The organism is Janthinobacterium sp. PSPC3-1, assembly GCF_049896105.1.
Taxonomy (GTDB): Bacteria; Pseudomonadota; Gammaproteobacteria; order Burkholderiales; family Burkholderiaceae_D; genus Janthinobacterium.
This window is the reverse complement of record NZ_JAFCTQ010000018.1, coordinates 9,152-33,863: the sequence shown is the minus strand read 5'-3', so window position 1 is coordinate 33,863 and position 24,712 is coordinate 9,152. Positions and strand designations below refer to the sequence as shown.

The following is a 24,712-nucleotide window of genomic DNA, read 5'->3' as shown; positions in this document are numbered from 1 at the left end:
AGCCGGGCCAGGCCCAGCCTCGTTCTACCGGTTTTTTCAGGCGATCAGGCCGGCACGATCTGCACGTCGACGCTCATGGTTTCCTTGCCGCCGCCCCGGCGCACGCCGCGCACGGGCGCGGCCGAATCGTAGTCGCGGCCGATCGCCAGCCGGCAATAGGCATCCGTCATCAATCGCGCATGCGTGACGTCGATGCTGACCCAGCCCGCGAAATCGCTGTCGACCACCCAGGCGTCGACCCAGGCATGGCTGGCCGCGTGGCCGGTGGTGCCCGGATCGATATAGCCGGACACATAGCGCGCCGGAATGTCCCAGGCATGGCAGCAGGCCAGGTACAAATGGGCATGGTCCTGGCATACGCCGCGCCCCAGCGTCAGGGCGGCGATGGCGGTGGTGGTCACCTCGGTGGCGCCGCTTTCATAGGCCACCTTGGCGGCGATGTTTTCGGCCAGCCGCAGCAAATGGCGGGTGGCGGCCGGCGTGCCGCGGTCCGGCAGGCTGGCGGCGGTCAGCGCGACGATCGTGGGGTCCGATTCGGTCAGCCGCGTCGGCATGGTAAACAATAGCGGCGAGAGCGTGTCGACCAGGTTCAGCCGGCCCTGGTAGGGGTAAATGGTTTCCACCGCGCCCTGCACCACCAGCGACAGCGCCTGGTGCTTGCCATTGATGGTCAGCATCTGCGACAGGTTGCCGTAGGCATCCGTATAGGCGTGGCACTGGCCTGGCGTGTTGATCTGCCAGGACAGCGCGCGCTGCTGCGGTTCGATGCGCGGCGTCAGGTGCAGCTGCTGGATGGTGTACGCCAGCGCTGTGCTGTAGTGATACGTGGTTTCGTGGCGTATGGTGAGTATCATCAGGCCGCCAGGGGAACGAGGAAGTCACGGCTGACGCGGTTGCCCAGTTCATAAATATTTTCCAGGAACTCGGTCAGGGTATGGTGCAGGCCCGCTTTCAGGATGTCGTCGATATGGCCGAATTTCAGTTCGGCATGCAGCCGTCCCGCGAAACGCTCGGTATCGGCCGACACGTCGTTGCGGATATGGTGCAGATTGTCGACCACGTCATCCATGCAGGCCAGCAGCGAACGGGGCATGTCGCCACGCAGGATCAGCAGCTCGGCCACGCGTTCGGGCGTGATCACGTCGCGGTAGACCTTGCGGTAAATCTCGAATCCCGATACCGAGCGCAGCAGCGCCGCCCAGTAATAAAAGTCGCGCTGGGCGATGTCTTTCGACGCATCCTTGGCGCCATGGAACTTCACGTCCAGGATGCGCGCCGTATTGTCGGCCCGTTCCAGGAAAGTGCCCAGGCGAATGAAGTGAATCGCTTCATCTTTCAGCATGGTGCCCAGGGTCACGCCGCGCGACAGATGCGAGCGGTACTTGACCCATTCGAAAAAGGCGCTCGGGTCGGTTTCCAGCAGATTGCTTTTCAATCGTTTCTGCAGGTCGAGCCAGGTGGCGTTCTGGGTTTCCCACACTTCGGTGGTCAACGTACCGCGCACGGCGCGCGCGTTTTCGCGGGCGCCCGTCAGGCAGGCGAGGATGGACGACGGATTGTTCGGATCGCGCACCATGAAGTCGAGCACGTCGCGCGTATGGAAGCGGCCGTACTTGGCATCGTAGGCGCTTTGCAGTTCGGAAATGCCCAAGGTGGCGCGCCAGCCTTGCTCGGCGTCTTCCTGCGATTGCGGCAGCATCGAGGTCTGCATGTTGACGTCGAGCATGCGGGCCGTGTTTTCGGCGCGTTCGGTGTAGCGGGCCATCCAGAACAGGTGATCGGCGGTGCGGCTCAGCATTATTTGTCTCCAGCGAAAGATTTTTCCAGTACCCAGGTATCCTTGGTGCCACCCCCTTGCGAGGAATTGACCACCAGCGAGCCTTCGCCCAGCGCCACGCGGGTCAGCCCGCCCGGCACCATCGAGATGGTCTTGCCCGACAACACGAAGGGGCGCAGATCGATATGGCGCGGCGCGATGCCCGATTCCACATAGGTGGGGCAGGCCGACAGGGCCAGCGTGGGCTGGGCAATATAGCCGCTGGGGTTGGCCAGCAGGCGCTGGCGGAAATCCTCGATCTGCGCAGTGGTCGAGGCCGGCCCCACCAGCATGCCGTAGCCGCCGGCGCCGTGCACTTCCTTGACCACCAGCTTGGGCAGGTTGGCCAGCACGTAGCTGAGGTCGGCCGATTTGCGGCACTGGTAGGTCGGCACGTTGTTGAGGATCGGTTCTTCCGACAGGTAGAACTTGATCATGTCGGGCACGAACGGGTAGATCGACTTGTCGTCGGCCACGCCGGTGCCGATCGCGTTGGCCAGGGTGACCCTGCCGGCGCGGTACACCGACAGCAGGCCAGGCACGCCCAGCGAGGAGTCCGAGCGGAAGGCCAGCGGATCGAGGAAATCGTCGTCGACGCGGCGGTAGATCACGTCCACCCGTTTCGGTCCGCGCGTGGTGCGCATGTAGACCGAATTGTCGTTGACGAACAGATCCTTGCCTTCGACCAGCTCCACGCCCATCTGCTGGGCCAGGAAGGCATGTTCGAAATAGGCCGAGTTGTACATGCCCGGCGTCATCACCACCACGGTCGGGTCGTCGACGCCCATCGGCGCCACCGAACGCAGGTTGTCGAGCAGCATGTCCGGGTAATGGTCGACCGGGGCGATGCGATTGCGCGCGAACAGTTCCGGGAACAGCCGCATCATCATCTTGCGGTCTTCCAGCATATAGGACACACCGGACGGCACGCGCAGATTGTCTTCCAGCACATAGAATTCGCCCTGGCCGGCGCGCACGATATCGACGCCGGCGATATGCGCATAGATATCGGAGGCGACCGAGATGCCCTGCATTTCCGGGCGATATTGGGCGTTCTTGTAGATCTGCTCGGCGGGGACGATGCCAGCCTTGATGATGTTCTGCTCATGATAGATATCATGGATGAACATGTTCAGGGCCTTGACCCGCTGCACCAGGCCGGTTTGCATCTGCGCCCATTCGTCGGCGGGAATAATCCGGGGAATCGTGTCGAACGGAATCAGGCGTTCCGTGCCGGCATCGTCGCCATACACGGCGAACGTGATGCCCACGCGGCGAAACGTCAGGTCGGCCTCGGCCCGCTTGCGGGCGATGGTCTCCGGCGATTGCTGCTCCAGCCATTGATGGAATTCACGATAATGTTCACGCACCTTGCTTTCGGTACCCAACGCATCTGCCGTCATTTCATTGAAAAAATTCGCCATATTATGATTTCCCCTAGAGCCTGGTTGTAACATTACCTCAGCACGAAGCGTGCCAGAGAGAATATGACAGAAAAGACCATTATTAATGCACCAATGTGTGCGCTGCACCGCATTGGTGCGCCGGGAATGGCGAGACGGGCGGTATTGGGGCTGCCGCAGGCCGGGAATCAGGCGGCCGGCTGGACGTAAGGACGGCAGTCGACGGGCAGGTCGAGGATGAAGGAAGTGCCGGTGGCGGGCGCGCTGTCGACGGCGACGCTGCCGCCATGGCTCTCGGCCACATTCTGCACATAAGGCAGGCCGATGCCCCAGCCCGGTGCGGGCGCGTGGTTGTCGCGCCGCAGATAATCGAAGATGCGCGTCATCTGCTCTTCGGCAATGGCCGGTCCGCTATTGTGTACGGTAACGATCACGCGCCCGTGCGCCTGCTCCAGCCGCAACTCGATGACGCCGTCATCGCCGTACTTGACGGCATTGCCGAGCAGGTTTTCCAGCGCGCGGCGCAGCGAATTTTCGCACCACCAGCCCATGACGCCCGTGCCCGTCACGCGGCATTTGCCCGGCTGCTGCAGATTGACCTGGCCGCAGACGGACTGCGCCAGCGGCAGCAGGTCGAATTGCGTCAGCACCAAGGGCAGTTGCTGGCCCCGGTGATAGCTGAGTGTGTCGAGCAATTCCTCGATCATGGTGTCGAGCCGCTTGCCATGGTCGACGATGCGCTGCGTCAGGTCCGCCACTTTTTCCGGCTCCAGCCCGGCCTGGCGTTGCAGCAATTGCGCGCTGATCAGTATCACCGACAGCGGGTTGCGCATGTCGTGCGACAGGCCGGCGGCGATGCGGCGCTGGAAACTGTCGTGCATGGCCGTGAATTCGCGTATCGCATCGCGGATGGCGATGTCGATCGAGGCGTGCAGGATGGCCCAGTCGCGGCGCCGCAAGGGCAGGCCTGCCGCCAGCGCCGCGTCGGCAAAGCAGTCGCGGAAGATCTGGTATTCCTGGATCACCTGTTCCGGGCCGTAGCTGGTCATGCGCGCCCGTTCATTGCCATGCACGGCGGGCACATTACTGTTGCTGGCGGCGGTCTGGCGCGGGTTGCCGGCTGACAGCGCCTCGGCCAGGTGGTCGAAAAAGGCCGGCAAGGTATCGATCAGTATCGGTGGCAGCAATTGCGCGGCGCCGCGCACGCTGGCGCGCACGCGATGTTCCCATTCGTGCAGCACGGCGTCGCGCAGGTCGGCAATGCGCTGCGTGCGCAGGCGCGAACGTGGATGTGGACGCGCGGCAGAGAAAACAGGATCGTGGGCAAGTGACAAGCTGGCTCCGCAAGGCTGCGCGCAGCGGTGCGGTCCGATGCGCGGCCCTCCAGTATCCTACAAATGCGCAGGCTTATTGGGCCGATGAAGGACTGCCGCGCTGCTGCATGATATCGATCAATTGTGCGATCGATTCCGACCAGGCGGCCAGCGAAAAGTTTTGCGGATCGTCGTGGCCGTTCGCATAACCTGTGTCGAGCACGGCATGGAAGGCGGGAATCAGCCAGCGTCCCTTGCGCACGCTGGCCGCGATATACAACAGGGCCAGCCGTTCGTACTGTGCCGGCGTAAAGCCGGGCTCGGGCGCCAGGCCGTCATTGCCGCGCCCGCCGGCCGGATCGGACTTGCGCGGCTGCACCAGTTCCACGTGCAGGAACAGGCCGGTCAGCGAAGGCTTGTTCTTTTCCAGCTTGCTGGCGAAATTGGCGACCTCAAAACCGTGCACGGTGACCGACTCGCCGAGCCGGTTCACATACACATGGCCTTTCGGCCCCGCGCCCCTGGCCGGGTTGCGCAGCGCAAAATCATTGAAATCCCAGTCGCGCGTATCGATGGCGGCGGGAATCGGGTCCAGCAGGAAGTTCGGATAGCTGGTGTCGTGGAGTACGAAATAGCGCGCCACCGGGGAAACCAGGCGGCCTGAAGCGCGCGACAGCGGTGCATCCAGCGCGCCGCCGAGCTCGCTTTCATTGATTTGCCGTTGCGCCAGGTAGGCGCGCAGCTGGTTGCGGTCGACGGTCACTTTTTCGCCGACATGGCGATCGAGGAAAGCGGGCAGGGCGCCCGCCTGGCCGATGCGCGCATACCTGTAGACGGGTTGCAGCAGGCACGCCGCCTGCGCGCGGGGATGGCCCAGGAAGCCGCTTTTCCAGGCGGCCCAGGGACAGGCCGCCGTTTTTTGCGCGGCGGCGGGCAAGCATAACAACAATGAGAACAGCAAGGAGGGCAGCAATAATGGGCGCGGTGTCATGCGCCCATTATTGCCGATCAGAACGCGACCGTGGCGGAAACGACGACCGTGCGCGGCGAAGCGAGCACCAGGCTGCCGGCGTCGAACGAGGACACCGCCGACGCCCAGTAGTTGCGGTCGGTAACGTTGTCGATACGCGCACGCAGGGTCACATCGCGGCCGGCCAACTGAGTCAGGTAGCGCGCGCCGATATCGAGGCGGGTCCACGAAGGCAGTTGCTTGGTATTGGCCTGGTCCGCATATTGGGTCGAGGTGTAGACGGTACGAGCGTTCAGGTTCAGCCCTTGAACGCCGGGTACGTCCCATTCGCCGCTGAAACTCACCTGGGTTTCAGGCGCGCCGATCGCCTGCTTGCCGTTGATGGCAGGCTTGCCGGTCCCGCGCAACTCCGTATTCAGCCAGGTCAGGCCGCCCAGCAGGCGCACGCCGCTGGCGGGAGAGCCAAAAACGGACAACTCCACGCCCTGGTTGCGCTGCTTGCCAGACATTTCAGCGAGTGTGCCAACCACCGCCAGCAAAGGCTTGTCAGTGCTGAACAAAGCGGCGCTCATGCCCAATTTGCCAGCGTCGTACTTGACACCGATCTCCTTCTGCTTGGACTTGTATGGCGCGAACACCTCGCCATTGTTGTCAACAACCTTGGTCTCGCCATTGATCACAAAGGAGCCGCTGGCCACGAGCCCCTTGCTCAGCCCCTCGATGTAATTGGCATACAGCGAGATACCCGAATTTACCTTGTACACGATGCCTGCGACAGGCGTGGTGGCACTCTCATCGTATTGCTTGCCCGACAGCACTCCCGTGTTGTAGTCATAGCCTGCATCCTTGATCTGCTGGTGGCGCGCGCCCACGGTCAACAGCAACTTGTCGCCCAGGAAGGACATCGTGTCGGCCAAGGCATAGCTGTTGAGTATGGTTTTTTGCGTCACGAGCGGATTGCTCATGTCGCCACCAAAAAAGGTGGTCGGTGGCAGGGCGGTGTACACGGGGGCATAGATATTGGTCGCCAGGGCATTGCCAATGGCATAGGCATTCCTGGCCTCGTTCCAGTGACCCGACCAGCTCGCTACCAGCGTATGCTTGATTGCGCCGGTATTCACCTTGCCGCGAATGCCCACTTCTCCGGTGCGTATTTCCTGTTTGCGTGCATTGTCAAAGCGCGAAAAACTGGCGTCGCCATTTGTGGACGTCAGTGACGGCTCGGCGAGACTGTTGGCCTCTTTCGTCGAGCGGCCACCGAAGGCGGCCCAGGCCACCACGTCCTGGGCGATATCATATTCGGCGCGCGCGGTGCCGAACACGTCGCGTTCCTTGGAAAAACTCCAGGGCTGGGCAAAGTTGTGCGAGGCGTCGGGCGCCGATGGCAGCACCGCCACACCCGAGGTGGCGACCGACGGGCGTGGCGCGTCGAGGTCGAAATTCTGGTAGCCGGCGTCGGCCGACAGGCGGAAGCCGCGGCCGCGATAGTCCAGGCCGACGGCGAACATGCCGACGTCGTGGTCTTCATGCTTGATGCCGGTCTCGCCCTGGCGCTTGGCGGCGTTCACGCGCACGCCCAGCTCCTGCTGTTCGCCGAAGCGGCGCGCCACGTCGATGGCGGCATAGGCATGGCCGCCCGTTTCCACGCCGACCGTCACTTCCGTCAGCGGCGCATTGCCGGCGCGCTTGGGCATCAGGTTGATGGCGCCGCCGACACCGCTGCCGCCAGGGGCCGCGCCGTTCAGGAAAGCGCTGGCGCCACGAAATACTTCCACCCGCTCCAGCAATTCCGGCGAGACGTACTGGCGTGGCAGCACGCCGTACAGGCCGTTATACGCCACGTCGTCCGAGTCCAGCGCGAAACCGCGGATCATATACACTTCCTGGAAGTTGCCGAAGCCACGCGACATGCGCACGGCCGGGTCGCTTTGCAGTAAGTCGCCCACGCTGCGCGCCTGCTGGTCGGAAATGAATTGCTGGGTGTAGCTGGTGGCGCCGAACGGCGAGTCCATCATGTCCACCGAGCCGAGGATGCCCATGCGCCCGCCGCGCGCCACCTGGCCACCCGCATACGCGCGCGACAGGCCCTCGGCCGAGGCGTCGGCCGACGCGCTGACGACCACGCTCGGCATGGTCTGCGCATCGCCGGGAGTATTCGACGTTTGTGCCTGGACGACGGAACTGGCCAGCAGGAATACGGCCAGGGCGATAGGGGTGGGGGCGAGGCGGAAAGTAGGCATGGCGGCGGTTGTCTGAATGTTAATGAGAATGATTATCATTATATGCAAGTCAGTGACATTGTGTGAAAGATGATCAGAATTGTTCGGTCTTTGGTCAAAAAGTACAGAGATATAAGCAACACCGGCGCCACAAGGAGGCAGGATTTGCCGGAAAAAGTAGCGCCAGACGGTACCTTGTTGAATTTTTAATGCACTTGAGAAAGTATGCCTAGAATGGCGGACCGCGCCCCGGCGCTTCGAGGACCCCGCATGCCGTCGCCATTCACCGTTCTTGCCTTTCCCGCTCGCCGCATCAGCCTGAAAAGCGCCGCCGTGGCGCTGATCCTGGCCATGCACGGCCTGGGCCTGTACTTGTTGCTGTTGCCGGCCAGGCAGCTCCAGCACTATACGGAAGTGGCTTTCATGACCCTGATTCCGCCCAGGCCGATGCCGCGCGCGCTGCCGATGATCGTGCCCATGCCGGTCACGGCGCCGCCACGCAGGGCCAGATCATTACCGCCAGCCACCATCACCGTTCCCGCAGCGCCGAGCGAGGCGATCACTGCCTTGCCGGAGGCCATCGCTAGGGAGGCCATCGTTCCCGATAGCGCGCCAGCGGCCCCGGCCGTCGATCTGCGCACCCGCGCCGTGCTCGCCGCCGGCGGCATCGACAAGACCCTGCGCGTCGAACTGAAGAAAGACAAGCCGTGGCTGGCGGCGCCGGAACTGTCCGGCGAAAGCAAGTTCCAGAAAATGGTGGCCAGCGCCTGGCGCGGCGGACCGCCGATCAGGATAGAGGACTATCTGACTGCCGACTGCCGGCCCGCCACGCGCGTGGTGACGGCCACCGGTAGCGCCTGCTACGCCATGCAGGCCAATCCGCTGGGCGGTGCCGACCCCTTCAATACCGCCGGCAAGGTGAAAAAAGTCTCCTGTCCATAGGACTGGCCCGACCTTGATGACGGCAGGGTTTTAGGGGCGGCCAGCCCCGGGTGGGCGTCAAATATGCTAAGTTGCGTCTGGCTATGACACCGACCCAACCCAGGACACCCATGCTCCCCGACATACTGATACTCGCCACCAGCCCCTCCGCCGCCGTCAATGAACAACTGGAACGCCAGTACACCTGCCACCATGCCTGGCAGGTGGCGCCCGAACAGCGCGCCGCCTGGCTGCGGGAACGCGCCAGCCGCATCCGCGCCGTCGTCACCACCGGCGCGTTGGGCCTGAAGGCGGCCGACATGGCGGCCTTGCCTGCGCTGGAAATCATCGCCGTCAATGGCGTGGGCCTCGATGGCGTCGACCTGGACGCGGCCCGCGCGCGCGGCATTGCCGTCACCACCACGCCGAACGTGCTGACCGACGACGTGGCCGACGTGGCGCTGGGCCTGCTGCTGGCCAGCGTCCGCCATATCGTGCTGCTCGACCGCTTCGTGCGCGACGGCGCCTGGGAACGGCGCGAAACGGTCAAGCCGGCCTTCAGCCTGCGCGGCAAGACGGCCGGCATTTTCGGCTTCGGCCAGATCGGCCAGGCCATCGCGCTGCGCCTGGCCGCGTTTGGCGTGCAGGTGCGCTACTACCAGCCGCGCGCCAAACCTGGCGTGAGCGCGCCGCTGGCCGGCTCGCTGCTGGCCCTGGCCCGTGAAAGCGATTATCTGATCGTTTGCGCGCCCGGCACGCCGGCCACCCGCCACGCCGTCAACGCCGAAGTGCTGGCCGCGCTGGGGCCGCAAGGCACGCTGGTCAATATCGCGCGCGGCGCGCTGATCGATGAGGAAGCGATGATGGACGCGCTGGCCGACGGCCGCCTGGGCGCGGCCGGCCTGGACGTGTTTGCCGACGAGCCGCGCGTGCCGGCCGCCTTGCGCGCCTTGCCGAATGTGGTGCTGACGCCCCATGTGGGCAGCCTGACGGTGGAAACCCGCCACGCGATGGGCCAGCTGGTGGTCGACAACCTGCAGGCGCATTTCGCGGGCCAGCCTTTGCCGACACCTGTGAAATTTTAATAATAGAAAGAAACTGATGGAATTGAAAACATCGCTGCTGCGCACGCGGGGCAGGGCGGATAGCGGCAAGGTCGGCATGATTGAATTGTTTTTCGACCTGGTCTTCGTGTTTGCCGTGACCCAGCTGTCGCATGCGCTGCTGGAACACCTGAGCGCCATGGGCTGGCTGCAAACGGCCTTGCTGCTGATGGCGGTCTGGTGGGTCTGGATCTATACCTCGTGGATCACCAACTGGCTCGACCCCGAGCGCATGCCGGTACGCATCAGCCTGTTCGTGCTGATGCTGGGCGGCCTGCTCATGTCGGCCTCGATCCCCGAAGCGTTCGGCACGCGCGGCCTCGGTTTTGCCGGCGCCTATGTGGCGATGCAGGTGGGCCGGCCGCTGTTCGCGCTGTGGGCCGTGCGCCATGAAGACCTGGCGCGGCGCCGCAATTTCCAGCGCATCGCGCTGTGGGCCGCGTTTGCCGGCGTGTTCTGGCTGATCGGCGGCGCCGCCGACCCCTCCGTGCGCATTTACTGGTGGGCCGCGGCGCTGCTGATCGACCTGGCCGGACCGTGGCTGCTGTTCAATGTGCCGGGCCTGGGCGGCTCCTCGACCGGCGACTGGGATATCGACGGCAACCATATGTCCGAACGCTGCGGCCTGTTCGTCATCATCGCCCTGGGCGAGTCCTTGCTGGTGACGGGCGCCAATTTTGCGGGCCTGGCATGGACCGCCGCCAACTGGGCCGGTTTTATGTCGGCCTTGCTGGGCAGCATCGCCATGTGGTGGTTGTATTTCGACAAGGGCGCCGAGCTGGGCCATACCCATATCGCCGCCTCGAAAGACCCGGGCCGCATCGCGCGCCGCGCCTACACGTATATTCACATGCTGATTATCGGCGGCATCATCGTCAGCGCCGTGGCCGACGAACTGTCGCTGCTGCATGCCGACGAAACCAGCTTTGCCGGCATCTGCGCCATGCTGGGCGGACCGATCCTGTATCTGCTGGGAAATGCTTTGTTCAAATGGGTCAGCAGCGAGCGCAGCAGTCCGCCGATGTCGCATGTGCTGGGCATCCTGATCATCATGGCCCTGATCCCGATGGCGTTCGGCCGCTTGTATACACCGTTGATCCTGGCTTGCATCACCACCGGCGTGCTGGTCCTGGTGGCGATATGGGAACATATGGCGCTGCGCCGGCCGCCGCCCGAACTGGATCCATAATGGTCCACTGAGTGTTCACGGCACTGCCGCCGCGCGCAACTGGGCGATCCAGGCGCGCGCGGCCCTATTTTGCTCGTGGCGACGAAACGCCACCGCGATTTCCGATGCGATCGGCGCTCCCGCCAGTTCCCGGTAGCACACGCCAGGCAGGGTGATGCCGGTCAGCACCGCCTGCGGCACGATGGCGCAGCCGGCCCCCAGCGACACTTGCGCCAGGACCGACAGCAGGCTGCCCGGGCGCGACGCCACCAGCGGCGCAAAGCCGCCACGCCGCGCCGTTTCCAGCGTTCCCCATTCCTGTTCCGGCACGATCAAGGGCAGTTGCGCCAGCGCCTGCGGCGCCACCACACCGGTGCCACCGGCCAGCTCGCTGTGTTCGGGCACGGCCAGCACGAAACGGTCGCGCAGCAGCACCACGCTATCCACGCCCTCCGGGTAGCGCATCGGCGGGCGCACGAATGCAAAATCCAGTTCGCCTCGTTCCAGCATGGCGGGCAGCAGCTCCATCGCCACTTCGCGCGACTGCAGGGTCACGCCCGGGTGCGAGGCGCGAAAGCGGGCAAACGCCCGCTGCAGCACGCCCGAATAGACGGCCGAGCCCACATAGCCGATCTCCAGCCGCCCCAGCTCGCCCCGTCCCGCGCGCCGCGCCACCTCCTGCGCCTGCGCCAGCTGCTCCAGGGCACGCTGCGCCTCGGCCACGAACAGCGCCCCGGCGCTGGTGATCGCCACCGCACGCTTGCTGCGCTGAAACAGCCGCGTGCCCAGCAGGCGTTCCGCTTCCTGTATCTGCTTGCTCAGGGCCGGCGGCGAAATGCCGAGCTCCGCCGCCGCGCGGGCAAAGTGCAGGCTGTGCGCGACCGCCACCACGCAGCGGTAGTGACGCAGTTCCAGTTGTTTTTCAGTATTCACCATTCGGAAATTATAAGCCTTGCGTCTTATAACAATAAATAAGCATGGGCCGTCTACACTGGCGCCATGAAACCTGCCGACCACACCCTGTACACCTGTTCCGCCGTCTGTGCGCTGATCATGCTCGACACCAATGTGGTGGCCGTCTCGCTGCCCGCCATCGCCCGTAGCCTGGGTGCCAGCTTTGCCGACGTCGAGTGGGTGGTCAGTGCCTACATGCTGGCGTTTGCCTCCTGTTTGCTGCCGGCCGGCAGCATCGCCGACCGCCTGGGCCGGCGCCGCGTGATGCTGTGCGGCCTGCTGCTGTTCGCGCTGGCCTCCTTGCTGTGCGGCGCCGCCTGGACGCCGTTCGTGCTGAACCTGGCGCGCGCCGCCAAGGGCATCGGCGCCGCCTTGCTGTTGACCTCGGCGCTGGCCGTGATCAGCCACACTTTCCAGGGCGAAGCCGAACGGGCGCGCGCCTGGTCCATCTGGGGCGCGGCCATGGGCGTGGCGATGACGGTGGCGCCGCTGCTGGGCGGCCTGCTGACCAGCGCCCTGGGGTGGCGCTGGATTTTCTACCTGAACCTGCCGGTGGTGGCCATCCTGATGCTGCTGGTGTCTAGACACGTGACGGAGTCGCGGAATCGCGCCAGCGCCAGGTTTGACCCGCTCGGTGCCTTGCTGTTTTCGGCCGGCCTGTTCTGCCTGATCTGGGGCCTGATCGATGCCGGCGTGGCGGGATGGTCCAGCACCGCCACGATAATCCGCTTTGCGCTGGGCGCGCTGCTGCTGGCCGCTTTCCTGGTGGCGGAGCAAAAGGTGCGCGCGCCGATGGTCGACCTGTCGCTGTTTGGCCGGCGCGTGTTTGTCGGCGCCGTGCTGGGCATGCTCGGTTACGCCGTGTCGGCCCAGGTGATGATGACGTTTTTGCCGTTGTACCTGCAGAACGCCTTCGGCTATTCGGCCGTGCTGGCCGGCTGCGCCATGCTGCCGTTCGCCGTCGCCATGGTGGTGGCCTCGCGCCTGGCGCCGCTGCTTGGCCGCTGGCTGCATGACCGCGGCATGCTGGTGACGGGGCTGCTGATCGTCGCCGGCGGCAATGCGGCCAGCGCGGTGGCGGCCGCCAGCCTGTCGTATGGCTGGGTGGCGCTAGGCATGGTGGTCACAGGCATGGGTGCCGGCCTGCTCAATGGCACGACGCAGAAAGCCATCCTGGCCGGCATTCCGCGCGAGCGCAGCGGCATGGGTTCGGGCATCAGCACCACCACGCGCTTCACGGGCATCGTGCTGGCCGTCGGCGGCCTGGGCGCCGTGCTGGCCCAGCGCACGGGCGCCGCCTTCGAGCGGCTGGCCTGGCTGCATGGCCTGCATGCCTCGCCCGAGATGGTGGGGCGCATCGTGGCCGGCAATGCGGCTGAGGCTTTCGGCCAGTTGCCACCAGCCGTGCGCGAGGTGGCAGTGGAAGCGGCGCGGCAGGCCTTTATGGAAGGTTTTGCCGGCGTGCTGAGGCTGGCGGCGATATTGGCGGTACTGGCTGCGGGGCTGGTGTTTGCATTGGCCCGGCCGGCGGCAAAAAATGTAACTGTTTGACGAGTAGGGCGTGCGCCGGGCAGGACTGTAATATGATGCCACCAAGAAATACATGGCATTCATCCAACTTTCAAACTGATTCTGCAGGAGGCGCATGCGCAGGAAACGCATCTTGATCACCAGCGTGCTGGCGGCCCTGGTCGGCGTGGCCGTGCCGCTGGCCGTCGCTTATCAGCTGTCGCTGGCGCGCGCCGTGCAGGGCGAGGAGGCGCGCCTGCGCGTGCTGGCCAACTACGCGCTCGAACGGGCCCAGCGCACCCTGGACTCGGCCGGCGCCGCCTTGCGCCGCTTCGAACCGCTGGCCGTGACGCCCTGTTCGGCCGCGCATATCGAGGCGCTGCGCCAGACCACGATTACCACCCGCAGCGTCGACGATATCGGCTATGTGGAGCAGGGCATGCTCAAGTGCAGCGCCAGCGGCATGCAGGCCACGCCGGTCAAAATCACGCCGGCCGACTTCGTGCTGGACAATGGCATCGGCGTCGATTTCGACCTGCGGCCGGCCGTGTCGGGCGGCGAGCGCATGGTGGGCCTGGCGCTGGGCCGGCACAAGGCGCTGGTCGCGCCGGTGCGCTTTGCCGACGTGATCGTCGAACAGAACATACAAATGGCCGTGGCGCTGGCGCACGGTGGCGTGCTGGGCGTCTTGCACCAGCCGGACATGGCCGTCGTCGCCAGCTTGCTGGCCGGCGGCCAGGCCAGGGACGGCAAGCTGCACGCGGTGGTGGCACGCGGCGGCCTGATTGCCGTCATGACGGCGCCGCGCGGCACGCTGGAAGCGCGGCTGAGGAGCGAACTGGCGGTGCTGCTGCCGGTCGGCCTGTTGATGGCGGCGTTTATCGTCGGCCTGGTCGTCTGGCTGTCGCGCCGTCGGCTGTCCCTGCTGGGCGAACTGACGATCGCCCTGGAGCGGCGCGAATTTTTCGTCCACTACCAGCCGATTATCGCGCTGGACACGGGCGTTTGCGTGGGCGCCGAAGCGCTGATACGCTGGCAGCGGCCGGACGGCAGCATGATACGGCCCGACCTGTTCATTCCGGTGGCCGAAGAAAGCGGCCTGATACTGCCGATTACCGACGAGGTCATCGCCTGCGTGATCGCCGACCTGAAGGATGCGCTGGTGGCCGACCGTGCGCTGCATGTCGCCATCAACCTGTGCGCCAGCGATATCGAAACGGGCCGGGTGCTGGACGTGCTCGAACGCGCCCTGGCCGGTACCGGCATCGAAGCGCAGCAGATCTGGCTGGAAGCGACCGAACGGGGCTTCATCAACGCCAACGCGGCCCGCGCCACCCTGGAAAAAGCCCGCGCGCGCGGCCATGCGGTGGCCATCGACGACTTCGGCACCGGCTACTCTAGCCTGGCCAGCCTGCAAAGCCTGCCGCTGGACGCCCTGAAAATCGACAAGGCCTTTGTCGATACCATCGCCACGGACGCCGCCACCAGCAGCGTCACGCCGCATATTATCGCCATGGCGCGCGGCCTCAAGCTGCTGATCGTCGCCGAAGGCATCGAAACCCAGGAGCAAGCCGACTACCTGGCCGCGCGCCAGGTGGAATTCGGCCAGGGCTGGCTGTATGCCAGGGCGCTGCCGGCCGCGGACTTCCTGGCGTTTTACGAAGCGCGCCGCCCCAAACCATCACCATGAGCGATTTTCCCTACTCCTTGCAGCCGCTGCGCGTACCGGGCGGCTGGACCATCACGGTCAACACCCTGTTCGAGGTCGAGCCGGGTCCGCACACCATGCAGTGGTTCAGCAGCGCGCTGCTGCTGTGGGGCCATCACCGCGACAGCGGCGACTGCTTCAATTCGCATTTCGAGCCGGAAGACGACCCGGAAGGCGAGTTCGTGCTGGAGTGTTACAAGGTGCAATACGACCGGCAGGGCAAGGCGGTCAAGGGCAGCGAGGTCTTTCTCGGCGAATTTCGCACGCGCAGCAAGGCCGAATTTGTGGAACGGGTGGAGCAATTCATGGCCAGGCCGGCCCGCGGGTAGTATCGATGAGCAAAGTCACCCTCCATTATCTGTTTGTCTCCTTGTTTATCTTGCTGTTCGGCACGGCCGGTGGCAGCGCCATGACGCGAAAAATGGCCCATGGCAATGACGAACTGGGGTGGAATTTTTTCTGGTGCTGGCTGCCGGTCGGCCTGGCACTCTTCCTGTGCCAGTGCCTGGTGTTCCCCAAGGCCCGCACCAGGCTGCTGTTTCAGCTGGTGTTCAACGGGTTGATGGGTTTTACCCTGGCGTTCTTCCTGCTGTCCCTGATACTGCCCGTCTTCTGGCTCAGCCCGATGGAAGTGTGGTCAAAAGTAGTCCTGGCAGCCATCTTCGCCGCCATCCTTCTGTACAACCTGGTGTTCGGCTGGCTCACCGTACACCGGCGCTGGGCGGACATGGCCGCGCCCGCATTCGAGCAGCACTTCCAACCCAGGGACGGCAGCGTCAACTGGGACAAGGTGGTGCGAAAAATGAAGATCCAGCCAGAAATCATGCTTCCCGGGGTGCCTGCCAGCTGGACCGCCGCCGTCTGGATCACCTTGATTGCCTGCATGATCGCCGGCCTGCTCATGAAGTCGGCCTGGCCGGCATTCAGCGCCTTTTCCTGGGGCATACCGGTCATGCTGGTGGGCGCCTGTTTCAACCAGTTCAGCGGCGCGCACTTTGCGCAGGCGTTGAAAGTACGCGCCATCGAAAAAGACAGGCATATCGTCCTGCCGTCCTGCGGCTGATTGCCGAGGGCTTGCCGCTTACTCCTTGCGCTGGCCCGGTATCGCCTGGCCGTTCTGGTGCAGCACCAGGCCGGTAATGGCGCCCTTGGTATCGCGCTGGAACACCAGTTGCGCGTCAACCACTTTATAGAAGAAGGCATCCTTGCCGCTGGCAAACACGGGCGCTTCCTGCTGGCCGGTGGCGCCCACCAGCAAGCCCTGCGGTCCCTGGCGCACCGTCAGCACGAAATTCGGCGCCAGCGCGTAGCTGCCCACATACTCCGCCAGCGCTGCCGGCACGATGGCGACTTCCTGGCGCTGCGTTGGCGCGGCGGCCAGCGGCGGCAGGGTGCCCGGCACCAGGCTGGCCACGCCCAGCGCATCGACGGTGGTCGAGGTATTGCTCAACACCACCACGCCGCGCCGGCCATCCTGCGTAAAACCGGCAAAGCTGGCATAGCCGCCGGTCTGGCCGTTATGCCATACAAATGGCTGGCCCTTGGCCTGGTCGCGTATCCAGGCCAGGCCGATCTGCTTGCCGCCGCTGATATCGCGCTGCGGCTGCACGGCCAGCACGTGGGCCGCGTCCGGCTTGAGCATGAACGATTGCACATAGGCCACCATGTCGCGCGGCGTCGACAGCACCGCGCCGGCGCCGGCGATCGCCTGGAACTGCCAGTGCTGCGCCGGCTTGCCGTCGGCCAGGTGGCCGGGCGCCAGCCGCGCGCGCAGGGCCGGTGACATCACGCTCGAGGTCGAACGCATTCCCAGCGGGCCGGCAATCTGTGTTTGCAGCAGGGTTTCGTAAGACTGGCCGGCCTTGGCCGCCAGCGCCGTGCCCAGCAGGCCATAGCCCAGGTTGGAATATTCAAACGCGGCGCCCGATGCGCGCGCCATCACGTGGCCGGCCAGGAAGGCGCGCAATTGCGGGTCGCCATAGTCGGCATACGGATCATTGACGTCGGCCGGCGCCAGGTTGCCGGGCAAGCGCGGCAGGCCCGAGTAATGGGTGGCCAGGTCGCGCAAGGTGATGGCGCGGTCCTTTGTTCCAGGCATGGCATAGCCGGGCAACAGCTCGGCCACCGGCTGGGCCAGCGTGACCTTGCCCGCCACCACCGCCTGCGCCAGCAGCAAGCCGGTCATGGTCTTGGTGACGGAACCGATCTCGTACACGGTATCGACATCGGGCAAGGCATCCTGCTTGCCACGGCCAAAACCGTACACCGCGCTATCCTTGCCCTCGATCACGGCGATCACGATGCCGGCGTGCTGGCCGCCGCGCGTCAGGGCCTCGGCGCGCTCGCGTACGGCGGCATCGAGCGTGGGCGCGGCGCCGGCCAGCGCGCAGGTCAAGGGCAGCATGGCGGCGGCCAGCGCACGCAGGGGCAGGGACAAGGGCAAGGTCATGAACGGCTCCGTAAAAATGGCTATAAAAAGTGACAACAAAGATCATAAAGCAAGAATGATCTTCCTGGTAACTTCAGGCTTCTGTCAATTCTCTCTACTATGCCGGCGTCTGGTGAATTTCGCGTGAAGAAGGCGGGAGTTGATGGCAGAATGGGCATGCCCCCGGCTGCCAGCTTGTTCACTTCGTGTCAGGACCCCGTTCCATGTCGAACCGTGTTTATCTGTGCTGTACGCATTTCTCCACACCGCCGCAGGAAACGGATTGGCCGGCCTTTGGCGACGAGTCCGGCACGGAATACGAGGCGGCCTACTGCATCCCGCTGTTCTGGCTATGCCTGTTTGCGCCGCAGGATGTGCACCTGGCACCGGGCCAGGAGGGCATGCTCGATATTGCGCGCGACTACGCCTTCCTGGCTTGCGCGCGCGACGAGGGCCTGGCCCGGCTGAAAGCGCGCTCGGCCGTACTGCGGCGCGCCCTGGGCGAAGAGCGGCACGGCTTGTACCTGGAATGGCAGGCGCGCATCGCCCGCGAAAGCTACAGCCATGTGCTGGTGCGCACTGAAGAGCTCGACATGATGGACGAGGAAGGGCAGCTGCGGCAGGATATGCTGGCGGCCCTGCTGGAGCTCGATACGGCCTGCGCCAGCGGCACCTTGATGATCGGCCCGGTGCTGGCCAGCCTGGCCGGTCTTCCTTATCCCGCCGCGCCGCAGCGCTACAACGCCCACGTGCTGGTCGGCACGGCGATCAGCGCCGAAGGCTGGCCGCCAGCCTTGCCGGAACCGGGACCGGGACCGCGTGTCGAACCACATGGCACCGAGGTGGTGCTGGCAGCGCGGCCGTGGTGGAAGTTCTGGTAGTGCTTTGTTGACTATTTCTTTGGTGTCTGCCGTTCTTCCTGCAGCGCCAGCCGCGCCGCCATGCCGGCGTGCTCGCGCAGCAGGGTGTCGCGTTCCTGTTCCAACTGCCGCGTGCGCTGCAAGCCCGCTTCGGTCTTGTCGGCCAGCATGGCCAGTTGCCGGTCCTGCGTGGCCAGCGCCACTTTTGATTCATTGAGCGCCAGCATGACCGCTTCCAGCTTGGCCAGCAGGGCGTCGGCCGAAGCCGCCGCCTGCCCGTACTGATATTCGAACTGGTCGCGCTCGGGGCGCACGGTGGCCAGGGCCTCGCGGTCCGCCGCCGCGCTTTGCTCCAGGCGCTGTTGCTCCGCCTGCAGCTGGGCCAGGCGCATGTCCTGCTGCACCAGGGTCGCCTGCTGGCCTTGCAAGCGCTGCTGCAGCTGGGCGTTCTCCTGCTCCAGCCGGCTCAGCTGCTGTTGCTGCGTTTGCCGTTCCTCGCTGCGCTGGGCTGCCGATGCTTCCTGGTAATGGTCGAACTGCGAACGTACCTGCGCCAGCTGCCGGTTCAGTGCGGCGATTTCCTCGCCCCGGTCGGCCAGGCGCTGCGTCAATCCCGCATTGTCGCTGTGCAGGCTGGCCAGGGTGACGGCGCGAAAATGGTGTTCCTCCTTCAGCTGGGCCAGGGCCTGCTGGGTGGCGCGCAGCTCCTGCGTCAGGGCGGTGCGCACTTCCGTCAATTTGAGGCGTTCCGCCTCGGTTTTCTTCAGTTTTTCCAGCGCCGCATCGAGCTCGATGCGGCTTTCCTGCATGGCAAGCTCCAGTTGCTGCGCCACGTCGCGCTGCTGCTTGTGATACACGTCGCGCATCGCCTCCATCAGCTCGGCCGGCAGTCCTGCCTCCGTTTTCACGGCGCCGGGCCCCTGGAACTCCTCCTTCCACCGCTTGAGCAGGGGCGCGATGGTGCTCTTGCTGCCCGTGCTGCCCAGCGCCTCGCGCACATTGTCGACCGTGGGATTGCGCCCATCGGCGGCCACGATTTGGGCTGCTTTCATAACATCGGAGTACAAAATGCCGGCGCGAGCCATAAAACCACCTATGAGCGAAATTTAGTAACGTATTACATGATACGTAATACACCATAATATTACGATATAAATTTTCAGAAAAATGAAGAAAAATAAGTCGCGATAAGATCGCTTATCGTGGGTTAGAAGCGCGGTTTGCGTGGTATCCTGCGTTTTGCCCAGTACAAATCCCTGTTTTCCCGCATTCCATGGCCCAGCACCCCCTGAAAAAATCGCCCGCCGCCACCAGGCTGGCCGTGGCGCCAGTACATGGCGCCCTGGTCGATGCCGAACTGGCCGCGCGCCACCAGGCTTTCCTGGCGGCCGCCACCGCCGACAACACGCGCCGCGCCTACCGCTCGGCCATCCGCCACTTTCAAGCCTGGGGCGGGGCGCTGCCGGCCGATGAATCGGCCGTGATCCGTTATCTGCTGGCCCACGCGGATACCTTGAACGCGCGCACCCTGGCCTTGCGCTTGACGGCGCTGTCGCAATGGCATGCCTACCAGGGCTTTTTTGACGCCGCGTCGACGCCCACCGTGCGCAAGACCCTGGCCGGCATCGCGCGCCTGCACGGCAAGCCGAAAAAAAAGGCCAAGGCGCTGCCGTTGGAAGACTTGGAACTCATCGTCGCGCGCCTGCATGAACAGGGCACGGTAAAAGCGCTGCGCGACAGCGCCTTGCTGCAGCTGGGATTTTTCGGCGGTTTCCGCCGCAGCGAGCTGGTGGCCTTGCGCGTGGAGGATGTCAGCTGGGAGCCGCAAGGCATGGTGATCACCCTGCCGCGCTCGAAAACGGATCAGTCGGGCGAGGGCATCGTCAAGGCGGTGCCGTATGGGGAAGGCATCTGCTGCCCGGCCACGGCATTGAAAAACTGGCTGGCGGCGGCCGCCATTGCCTCCGGGCCGCTGCTGCGCACCGTCAATCAGTGGGGCCATATCGCCGACAAACCACTGCATGCGGGCAGCATCAACACGATACTGGAGGGCTGCGCCCGGCTGGCGGGACTCGATTATGTGCCGGAACTGTCCAGCCACAGCCTGCGGCGCGGCATGGCCACCAGCGCGCACCGCGCCGGCGCCGACTTCCAGGCCATCAAGCGCCAGGGCGGCTGGCGCCATGACGGCACGGTCCATGGCTATATAGAAGAGGCGGGCCGCTTCGACAGCAATGCAGCCGGCAGCCTGCTGCGCAAAAAAACGGCCGCCAGGCAGAAATCCGGGGATTGACAGTCATGTGACATATGTCACATACTCCGTGCACATTTCACCATCGCAAGGTGCACAGCGCATGAATGATCACAATCCGGGTACGCGCAACGCGCGCATCGATTTCCTGCGCGGCGTGGCCATCGCCTGCGTGCTGGTCCTGCATTTCACCCTGGCCTTTGGCCTGGTAAACAGTCCATTGGGCGACCTGGTGGGCCGCGACGCCATCAAGGCAATCGCCTTTAACGGCAACTATGGCGTGACGATCTTCTTTGTCATTTCCGGCTACCTGATTACCAGCGGCATCCTCAAGCGCTGGGGCAGCCTGCGCGGCATCAACGTGCGCAGCTTTTATGTGATGCGCGCCGCCCGCATCCTGCCCAGCCTGCTGCTTGCGCTCACCATCATCGTGGTGCTGGGCGTGCTGGACGTTCCCTACTTTAACAATGGCGACGCCGATCCGCCTCTGCCGGCCAGCTATTTCGGCATTGCCATTTTGTCGATTCTGACCTTCTGGCATAACCTGCTGATGCAGTCCGAGGGCTACTTCAACTATTGCCTCAACGTCTACTGGTCGCTATCGGTCGAGGAAATGTTTTACCTGTGCCTGCCGCCGCTTTGTTTGCTGCTGCGCCGCACCTGGCTGGTGGTGGTCGTCTGCCTGGGTGCGGTCGTGATCGGCCCGATTTATCGCGGCGCACACGCCGGCAATGAGCTGTATTTCATGTATGGCTATTTCGCCTGCTTCGACGCGATCGCCATCGGCTGCTTGAGCGCCTTGCTGGCGCCGCAACTTGCCTTGCCGCCACAGGCGCGGCGGATATTGCGCGTGGCCTGCGGCATCGCGCTGCCCCTGATTTATCTGCGCGGCATCGCCGGCCATGAAATGTTCGGATTTACGGCGATCGCGCTGGCCGCCGCCGGCATTGTGCTGGGCGCCCACGGCGAACAGCAGCCGGGCTGGACCACGGGTAAGCTGGGCGCGCCGCTGCGCTGGGCCGGACGCCATAGCTATGAGCTGTATCTGTTTCACGTGATCGTGCTGGCGGCGATGCGCAACATTCTCACCAAGGCAGAACTGAGCCATGCCATGCGCTTGCCGTGGCTGGCCCTGTTCTTGGCGGTGTCGGCCGTGGTGGCCATGCTGGTCAGCCGGCATGTGTCGGAGCCGGCCAACCGGGCCCTGCGCGCCTGGCATCGCCGGCGCACGGGCGCGGAGGTGGCGGTCAGGACGGGCGGAAAATCATGCAGGTGGCCGTGGCATGCGCATAGATCTTGCCGGCCTCGTCGCGTATCGTGCCTTCCGAAATGACCAGGTTACGCCCCGCATTGATGACCTTGCCTTCCGCATACAAAGCCTGGTCGAACGGCAGCGGGCGGCACATCTTGATATTCAGGTCGGTCGTGCCATAACTTTCACCGGCCGGCAGCACCGTATGCGTGGCGCAACCAGTGACGGTATCGAGCACGGTGGCGGCAAACCCGCCATGCACGCCGCCCATCGGGTTGGTGTGGGTCTGGTTCGCCGTGGCCGTAAACACCACGCGGCCGTGCTCGATGGTGTCGACTTCCATCGGCATCACATTCGAGATCCCCGGGCGTGGAAACAGTCCCTTGGCGAAAGCCTGCATCAGTTCCAGGCCGGTCATTTCATTTGCTTGCATGGTCTTGCTCCTGTGGGGTGGTCGAAAGTGGATGGTCTTGCTGGAAGCGCAGCCCCGCCGCATGGATCAGGAAACGCGCGACAACGGCCAGTTCCTGTTCGCTGAAACCCTGTTTCAGCTGCGCATTGAGGCTGTCGAGCACGGGCAGGGCGGCCGCCAGCACTTCATGGCCCTTGGGCGACAAGTGCAAGACCCCCGCGCGCGCATCGAGCGCCGACTGGCCACGCACGATCAGCCCGTTCTCTTCCATGCGCGACACCAGGCCCGTGACGGCCGAATTCTTCAGTTGCAACAACCGCCCCAGGTCCTTCAGCTGGCAGCCTTCCTCGCTTTTCAGTACAAATAGCGCGACCACCTGCGTGCCTGAATAGCCGAGTTCGCTGGTAAACACGGCATCGGCCGATCGGAACAGATTCTGGCGCGCCTGGCTTAGCAGGTTGAACAGGCGAGGCGAGCGCTTGCCGGCGGGGCAGGCGGGAGGGGTATCGGGAGGCAGGTCAGAGTTATTACGCATGCGGAGTATACTACTACGTATGCGTAATAAATCAAGTCGCGTCAGGGCTAAATTTCACCGCAGCAGGTAGGAAATCGCTACAAGAAATCGAAGTCCATGAGTATGTGTATCATTGGTGCTATCAGTTGCTGGCCGGACAAGAGAAAATCGAGAAAAAATCTGCGGTAAAGCGAACTGGTGAAGTTCCAATATTATTTTTTCAGTCCCATCGATCTCGCTTCACCTCATTAATCAGTACCTTCAGATCTTGATCAAGTCTATCGCATTGATCACCTTCACCGGAAGCAACAAGCTTAATCTGAATAAGCCGATTTTTCCCTTTGTAGCGAATGCAGCCTATATCCTGCACCTCAAAGGCCTTGATCATCTGCCGAACTTCAACGGCACTTGACGGCTGCTTACTCACATAACAATGTCCGTCAGGCGCGTAAGAAAATAATTCGGGCGCTACAGTTGAAGGCATGTCACACGACGTACAGCACCCATCCTCCACATAAAAATCTCCGTGCACGTTATGCGCGAAAAGGACATGTACAGCACCTTCATTCTCGGCAAGCCGAAGCATCCTGCCTATCGTTTCATTTCACCCCCAAGGTGGACTGAGATCTATGTTTGCCACAACTCCGTCGAACCTGACTATCCTGACACGGATCGGTGTTCCGCGTCTCGGTCCGACCACTCGTCGAACGCGACAGCAGTATCTCAGAGAACTGTGAGGTACCCTGACTTTTTCGGACACTCTAGTTTGGTAAACTTCACCAACTGGAGAACTTATGACACGCTCAACAACATACACACCGGAGCTTCGGGAAGAAGCGGTAAAACTGGTCCTGACACAAGGCCTGACGCTGGAAGACGCCGCGTTGCGTCTCACCATTCCCAAGGGTACGCTGGCCAACTGGGTCAGTGCGGCAAGGCGCGGCACGTCGCCCAAAGTGGCCCCTGGTAGCCGCTCCGTGCCGGAGCTTGAGGCTGAGGTAACCAAGCTGCGCAAAGAGCTTGCCGAGGCACGCATGGAGCGCGATATCGTAAAAAAAGCGGCAGCGTACTTTGCGCGGGAGTCGCTGCCAAGTACGCGGTCATGAAGACCTTGCGACTCGCATTTCCTGTCACCGTCATGTGCCGCGTCTTTGGCGTCTTTGGCGTCTCGCGCAGCGGTTTCTACGCTTGGGCGAACGGCAAACCATCGCAGCGGGCGCAGGACGACGCACGCCTGAAGGTCGCCATCGAGGCCGTGCACGCGCAGAGCCGGCAGACCTATGGCCCTCTGCGCATGCAGCCGGAACTGACGGCACAAGGCTTTCCGGCCGGCCGTGATCGTATCGTCCGCCTGCGTCGCGAGCTCGCCCTGCGCTGCAAGCAGAAGCGCAAGTTCAAGGCCACCACGAACTCGAATCATGACCTGCCGGTGGCCGACAACCTGCTCAATCAGACCTTTGCACCGACCCGTCCGAACGAAGCCTGGGTGACCGACATCACCTATGTGGCCACCGGCGAGGGCTGGCTTTACCTGGCCGGCATCAAAGACGTGTTCACCTGCGAGCTGGTGGGCTACGCGATGGACGAGCGCATGACGCAAATGCTGACGGCAACGGCGCTGTGGAAGGCCGTGCGCAACAAACGCCCCGCGCCGGGCCTGATTCACCACTCCGACCGTGGCACCCAGTACTGCGCCCATGACTATCAAAAACTGGTGACGCAGTTCGGCATGAAGCCGTCCATGTCGCGCCGGGGGAACTGCTATGACAACGCGCCCATGGAAAGCTTCTGGGGCAGCTTGAAAAACGAACTGATCCACCATCAACGTTACGCGACCCGGGCCGACGCGAAAGCCGCAATACAGGAATATATCGAAAGCTTTTACAACCGCCAGCGACGCCATTCGCGCCT

General features: G+C 63.9%; 23 protein-coding genes (1 of these 23 only partly in view). 11 read left to right on the top strand and 12 right to left on the bottom strand.

All coding sequences use genetic code 11. From position 1 onward, the window contains the following. Positions 1-44 precede the first annotated feature (44 nt). The 6 genes from ACP7B7_RS18615 to ACP7B7_RS18590 form a co-directional block, all read right to left on the bottom strand. On the bottom strand, positions 45-854 hold the full coding sequence (locus tag ACP7B7_RS18615) for a transglutaminase family protein (RefSeq protein ID WP_426077636.1): 810 nt from the start codon (positions 852-854) through the stop codon (positions 45-47). Beyond that, positions 854-1,798, bottom strand: a complete 945-nt coding sequence (locus ACP7B7_RS18610) for an alpha-E domain-containing protein (RefSeq protein ID WP_308921121.1) — start codon at positions 1,796-1,798, stop codon at positions 854-856. Before ACP7B7_RS18610 ends, ACP7B7_RS18615 begins: the two co-directional genes overlap by 1 nt. Beyond that, positions 1,798-3,240 (bottom strand): circularly permuted type 2 ATP-grasp protein, encoded by a 1,443-nt coding sequence (locus tag ACP7B7_RS18605; RefSeq protein ID WP_426077635.1) that lies wholly within the window; start codon positions 3,238-3,240, stop codon positions 1,798-1,800. Before ACP7B7_RS18605 ends, ACP7B7_RS18610 begins: the two co-directional genes overlap by 1 nt. Positions 3,241-3,407: 167 nt before the next feature. Then, a complete protein-coding gene (locus ACP7B7_RS18600) occupies positions 3,408-4,553 on the bottom strand; it encodes a sensor histidine kinase (RefSeq protein WP_426077634.1) in 1,146 nt (381 codons plus the stop codon). 73 nt (positions 4,554-4,626) lie between these two features. After that, complete coding sequence (locus tag ACP7B7_RS18595; RefSeq protein ID WP_426077633.1) at positions 4,627-5,523, bottom strand: hypothetical protein; 897 nt, start codon at positions 5,521-5,523, stop codon at positions 4,627-4,629. A 17-nt stretch (positions 5,524-5,540) separates the two neighbouring features. After that, the gene (locus ACP7B7_RS18590) at positions 5,541-7,742 is read right to left on the bottom strand and encodes a TonB-dependent receptor (RefSeq protein WP_426077632.1); all 2,202 of its coding nucleotides are present in this window, start codon (positions 7,740-7,742) and stop codon (positions 5,541-5,543) included. A 249-nt stretch (positions 7,743-7,991) separates the two neighbouring features. Here ACP7B7_RS18590 and ACP7B7_RS18585 point away from each other — a divergent pair, with 249 nt between their 5' ends. From ACP7B7_RS18585 to ACP7B7_RS18575, 3 genes are all read left to right on the top strand, one after another. Further along, positions 7,992-8,663, top strand: coding sequence for a hypothetical protein (locus tag ACP7B7_RS18585; protein WP_426077631.1), 672 nt, complete (start codon positions 7,992-7,994; stop codon positions 8,661-8,663). Between the two features lie 110 nt (positions 8,664-8,773). After that, the gene (locus tag ACP7B7_RS18580; RefSeq protein WP_308921127.1) at positions 8,774-9,727 is read left to right on the top strand and encodes a 2-hydroxyacid dehydrogenase; all 954 of its coding nucleotides are present in this window, start codon (positions 8,774-8,776) and stop codon (positions 9,725-9,727) included. A 16-nt stretch (positions 9,728-9,743) separates the two neighbouring features. After that, positions 9,744-10,934: a low temperature requirement protein A gene (locus ACP7B7_RS18575; RefSeq protein WP_308921128.1), complete on the top strand. Its 1,191-nt coding sequence runs from the start codon at positions 9,744-9,746 to the stop codon at positions 10,932-10,934. Between the two features lie 15 nt (positions 10,935-10,949). On the opposite strand, the gene ACP7B7_RS18570 is transcribed toward ACP7B7_RS18575, so the two are convergent. Beyond that, a complete protein-coding gene (locus ACP7B7_RS18570) occupies positions 10,950-11,849 on the bottom strand; it encodes a LysR family transcriptional regulator (RefSeq protein WP_426077630.1) in 900 nt (299 codons plus the stop codon). Positions 11,850-11,912: 63 nt separating this feature from the next. On the opposite strand from ACP7B7_RS18570, the gene ACP7B7_RS18565 reads away from it, so the two are divergent. The 4 genes from ACP7B7_RS18565 to ACP7B7_RS18550 all read left to right on the top strand — a co-directional run bounded on the left by ACP7B7_RS18565 (position 11,913) and on the right by ACP7B7_RS18550 (position 16,147). After that, the gene (locus ACP7B7_RS18565) at positions 11,913-13,418 is read left to right on the top strand and encodes an MFS transporter (protein WP_426077629.1); all 1,506 of its coding nucleotides are present in this window, start codon (positions 11,913-11,915) and stop codon (positions 13,416-13,418) included. 94 nt (positions 13,419-13,512) lie between these two features. Continuing rightward, positions 13,513-15,066 carry an EAL domain-containing protein gene (locus tag ACP7B7_RS18560; RefSeq protein WP_426077628.1) on the top strand — a complete coding sequence of 518 codons (1,554 nt, stop codon included), beginning with the start codon at positions 13,513-13,515 and terminating at the stop codon, positions 15,064-15,066. After that, positions 15,063-15,413 carry a hypothetical protein gene (locus ACP7B7_RS18555; protein WP_426077627.1) on the top strand — a complete coding sequence of 117 codons (351 nt, stop codon included), beginning with the start codon at positions 15,063-15,065 and terminating at the stop codon, positions 15,411-15,413. The genes ACP7B7_RS18560 and ACP7B7_RS18555 overlap by 4 nt, the downstream gene beginning before the upstream one ends. 5 nt (positions 15,414-15,418) lie before the next feature. Next, positions 15,419-16,147: a hypothetical protein gene (locus ACP7B7_RS18550; protein ID WP_426077626.1), complete on the top strand. Its 729-nt coding sequence runs from the start codon at positions 15,419-15,421 to the stop codon at positions 16,145-16,147. An 18-nt stretch (positions 16,148-16,165) separates the two neighbouring features. Here ACP7B7_RS18550 and ACP7B7_RS18545 read toward each other — a convergent pair whose 3' ends face one another. Continuing rightward, a complete protein-coding gene (locus ACP7B7_RS18545) occupies positions 16,166-17,533 on the bottom strand; it encodes a serine hydrolase (RefSeq protein ID WP_308921134.1) in 1,368 nt (455 codons plus the stop codon). Between the two features lie 203 nt (positions 17,534-17,736). On the opposite strand from ACP7B7_RS18545, the gene ACP7B7_RS18540 reads away from it, so the two are divergent. Then, the gene (locus tag ACP7B7_RS18540; RefSeq protein ID WP_308921135.1) at positions 17,737-18,393 is read left to right on the top strand and encodes a hypothetical protein; all 657 of its coding nucleotides are present in this window, start codon (positions 17,737-17,739) and stop codon (positions 18,391-18,393) included. A gap of 11 nt (positions 18,394-18,404) precedes the next feature. Here the strand turns inward: ACP7B7_RS18540 and ACP7B7_RS18535 are convergent, their stop codons facing one another. Next, positions 18,405-19,424 carry a DNA-binding protein gene (locus tag ACP7B7_RS18535; RefSeq protein ID WP_426077625.1) on the bottom strand — a complete coding sequence of 340 codons (1,020 nt, stop codon included), beginning with the start codon at positions 19,422-19,424 and terminating at the stop codon, positions 18,405-18,407. A 221-nt stretch (positions 19,425-19,645) separates the two neighbouring features. Between ACP7B7_RS18535 and ACP7B7_RS18530 the strand changes: the two genes are divergently transcribed. Together ACP7B7_RS18530 and ACP7B7_RS18525 are read left to right on the top strand one after the other, a co-directional pair. Further along, positions 19,646-20,665 carry a tyrosine-type recombinase/integrase gene (locus tag ACP7B7_RS18530; protein WP_308921137.1) on the top strand — a complete coding sequence of 340 codons (1,020 nt, stop codon included), beginning with the start codon at positions 19,646-19,648 and terminating at the stop codon, positions 20,663-20,665. Positions 20,666-20,726: 61 nt separating this feature from the next. Further along, positions 20,727-21,956, top strand: a complete 1,230-nt coding sequence (locus ACP7B7_RS18525) for an acyltransferase family protein (RefSeq protein ID WP_426077624.1) — start codon at positions 20,727-20,729, stop codon at positions 21,954-21,956. On the opposite strand, the gene ACP7B7_RS18520 is transcribed toward ACP7B7_RS18525, so the two are convergent. From ACP7B7_RS18520 to ACP7B7_RS18510, 3 genes are all read right to left on the bottom strand, one after another. Beyond that, positions 21,871-22,308, bottom strand: coding sequence for a PaaI family thioesterase (locus tag ACP7B7_RS18520; protein ID WP_426077623.1), 438 nt, complete (start codon positions 22,306-22,308; stop codon positions 21,871-21,873). The two genes, ACP7B7_RS18525 and ACP7B7_RS18520, sit on opposite strands and share 86 nt — an antisense overlap. Next, on the bottom strand, positions 22,295-22,822 hold the full coding sequence (locus tag ACP7B7_RS18515) for a MarR family winged helix-turn-helix transcriptional regulator (RefSeq protein WP_308921140.1): 528 nt from the start codon (positions 22,820-22,822) through the stop codon (positions 22,295-22,297). Before ACP7B7_RS18515 ends, ACP7B7_RS18520 begins: the two co-directional genes overlap by 14 nt. A gap of 199 nt (positions 22,823-23,021) precedes the next feature. Continuing rightward, positions 23,022-23,387 carry a ferredoxin gene (locus ACP7B7_RS18510; RefSeq protein ID WP_426077622.1) on the bottom strand — a complete coding sequence of 122 codons (366 nt, stop codon included), beginning with the start codon at positions 23,385-23,387 and terminating at the stop codon, positions 23,022-23,024. A 208-nt stretch (positions 23,388-23,595) separates the two neighbouring features. On the opposite strand from ACP7B7_RS18510, the gene ACP7B7_RS18505 reads away from it, so the two are divergent. Continuing rightward, positions 23,596-24,712 (top strand): IS3 family transposase gene (locus tag ACP7B7_RS18505; RefSeq protein ID WP_426077621.1). Its coding sequence is split into 2 segments (ribosomal slippage): positions 23,596-23,860 and positions 23,860-24,712, totalling 1,266 coding nucleotides (it continues 148 nt past the right edge of the window); the frame shifts between segments, so codons are not numbered across the junction.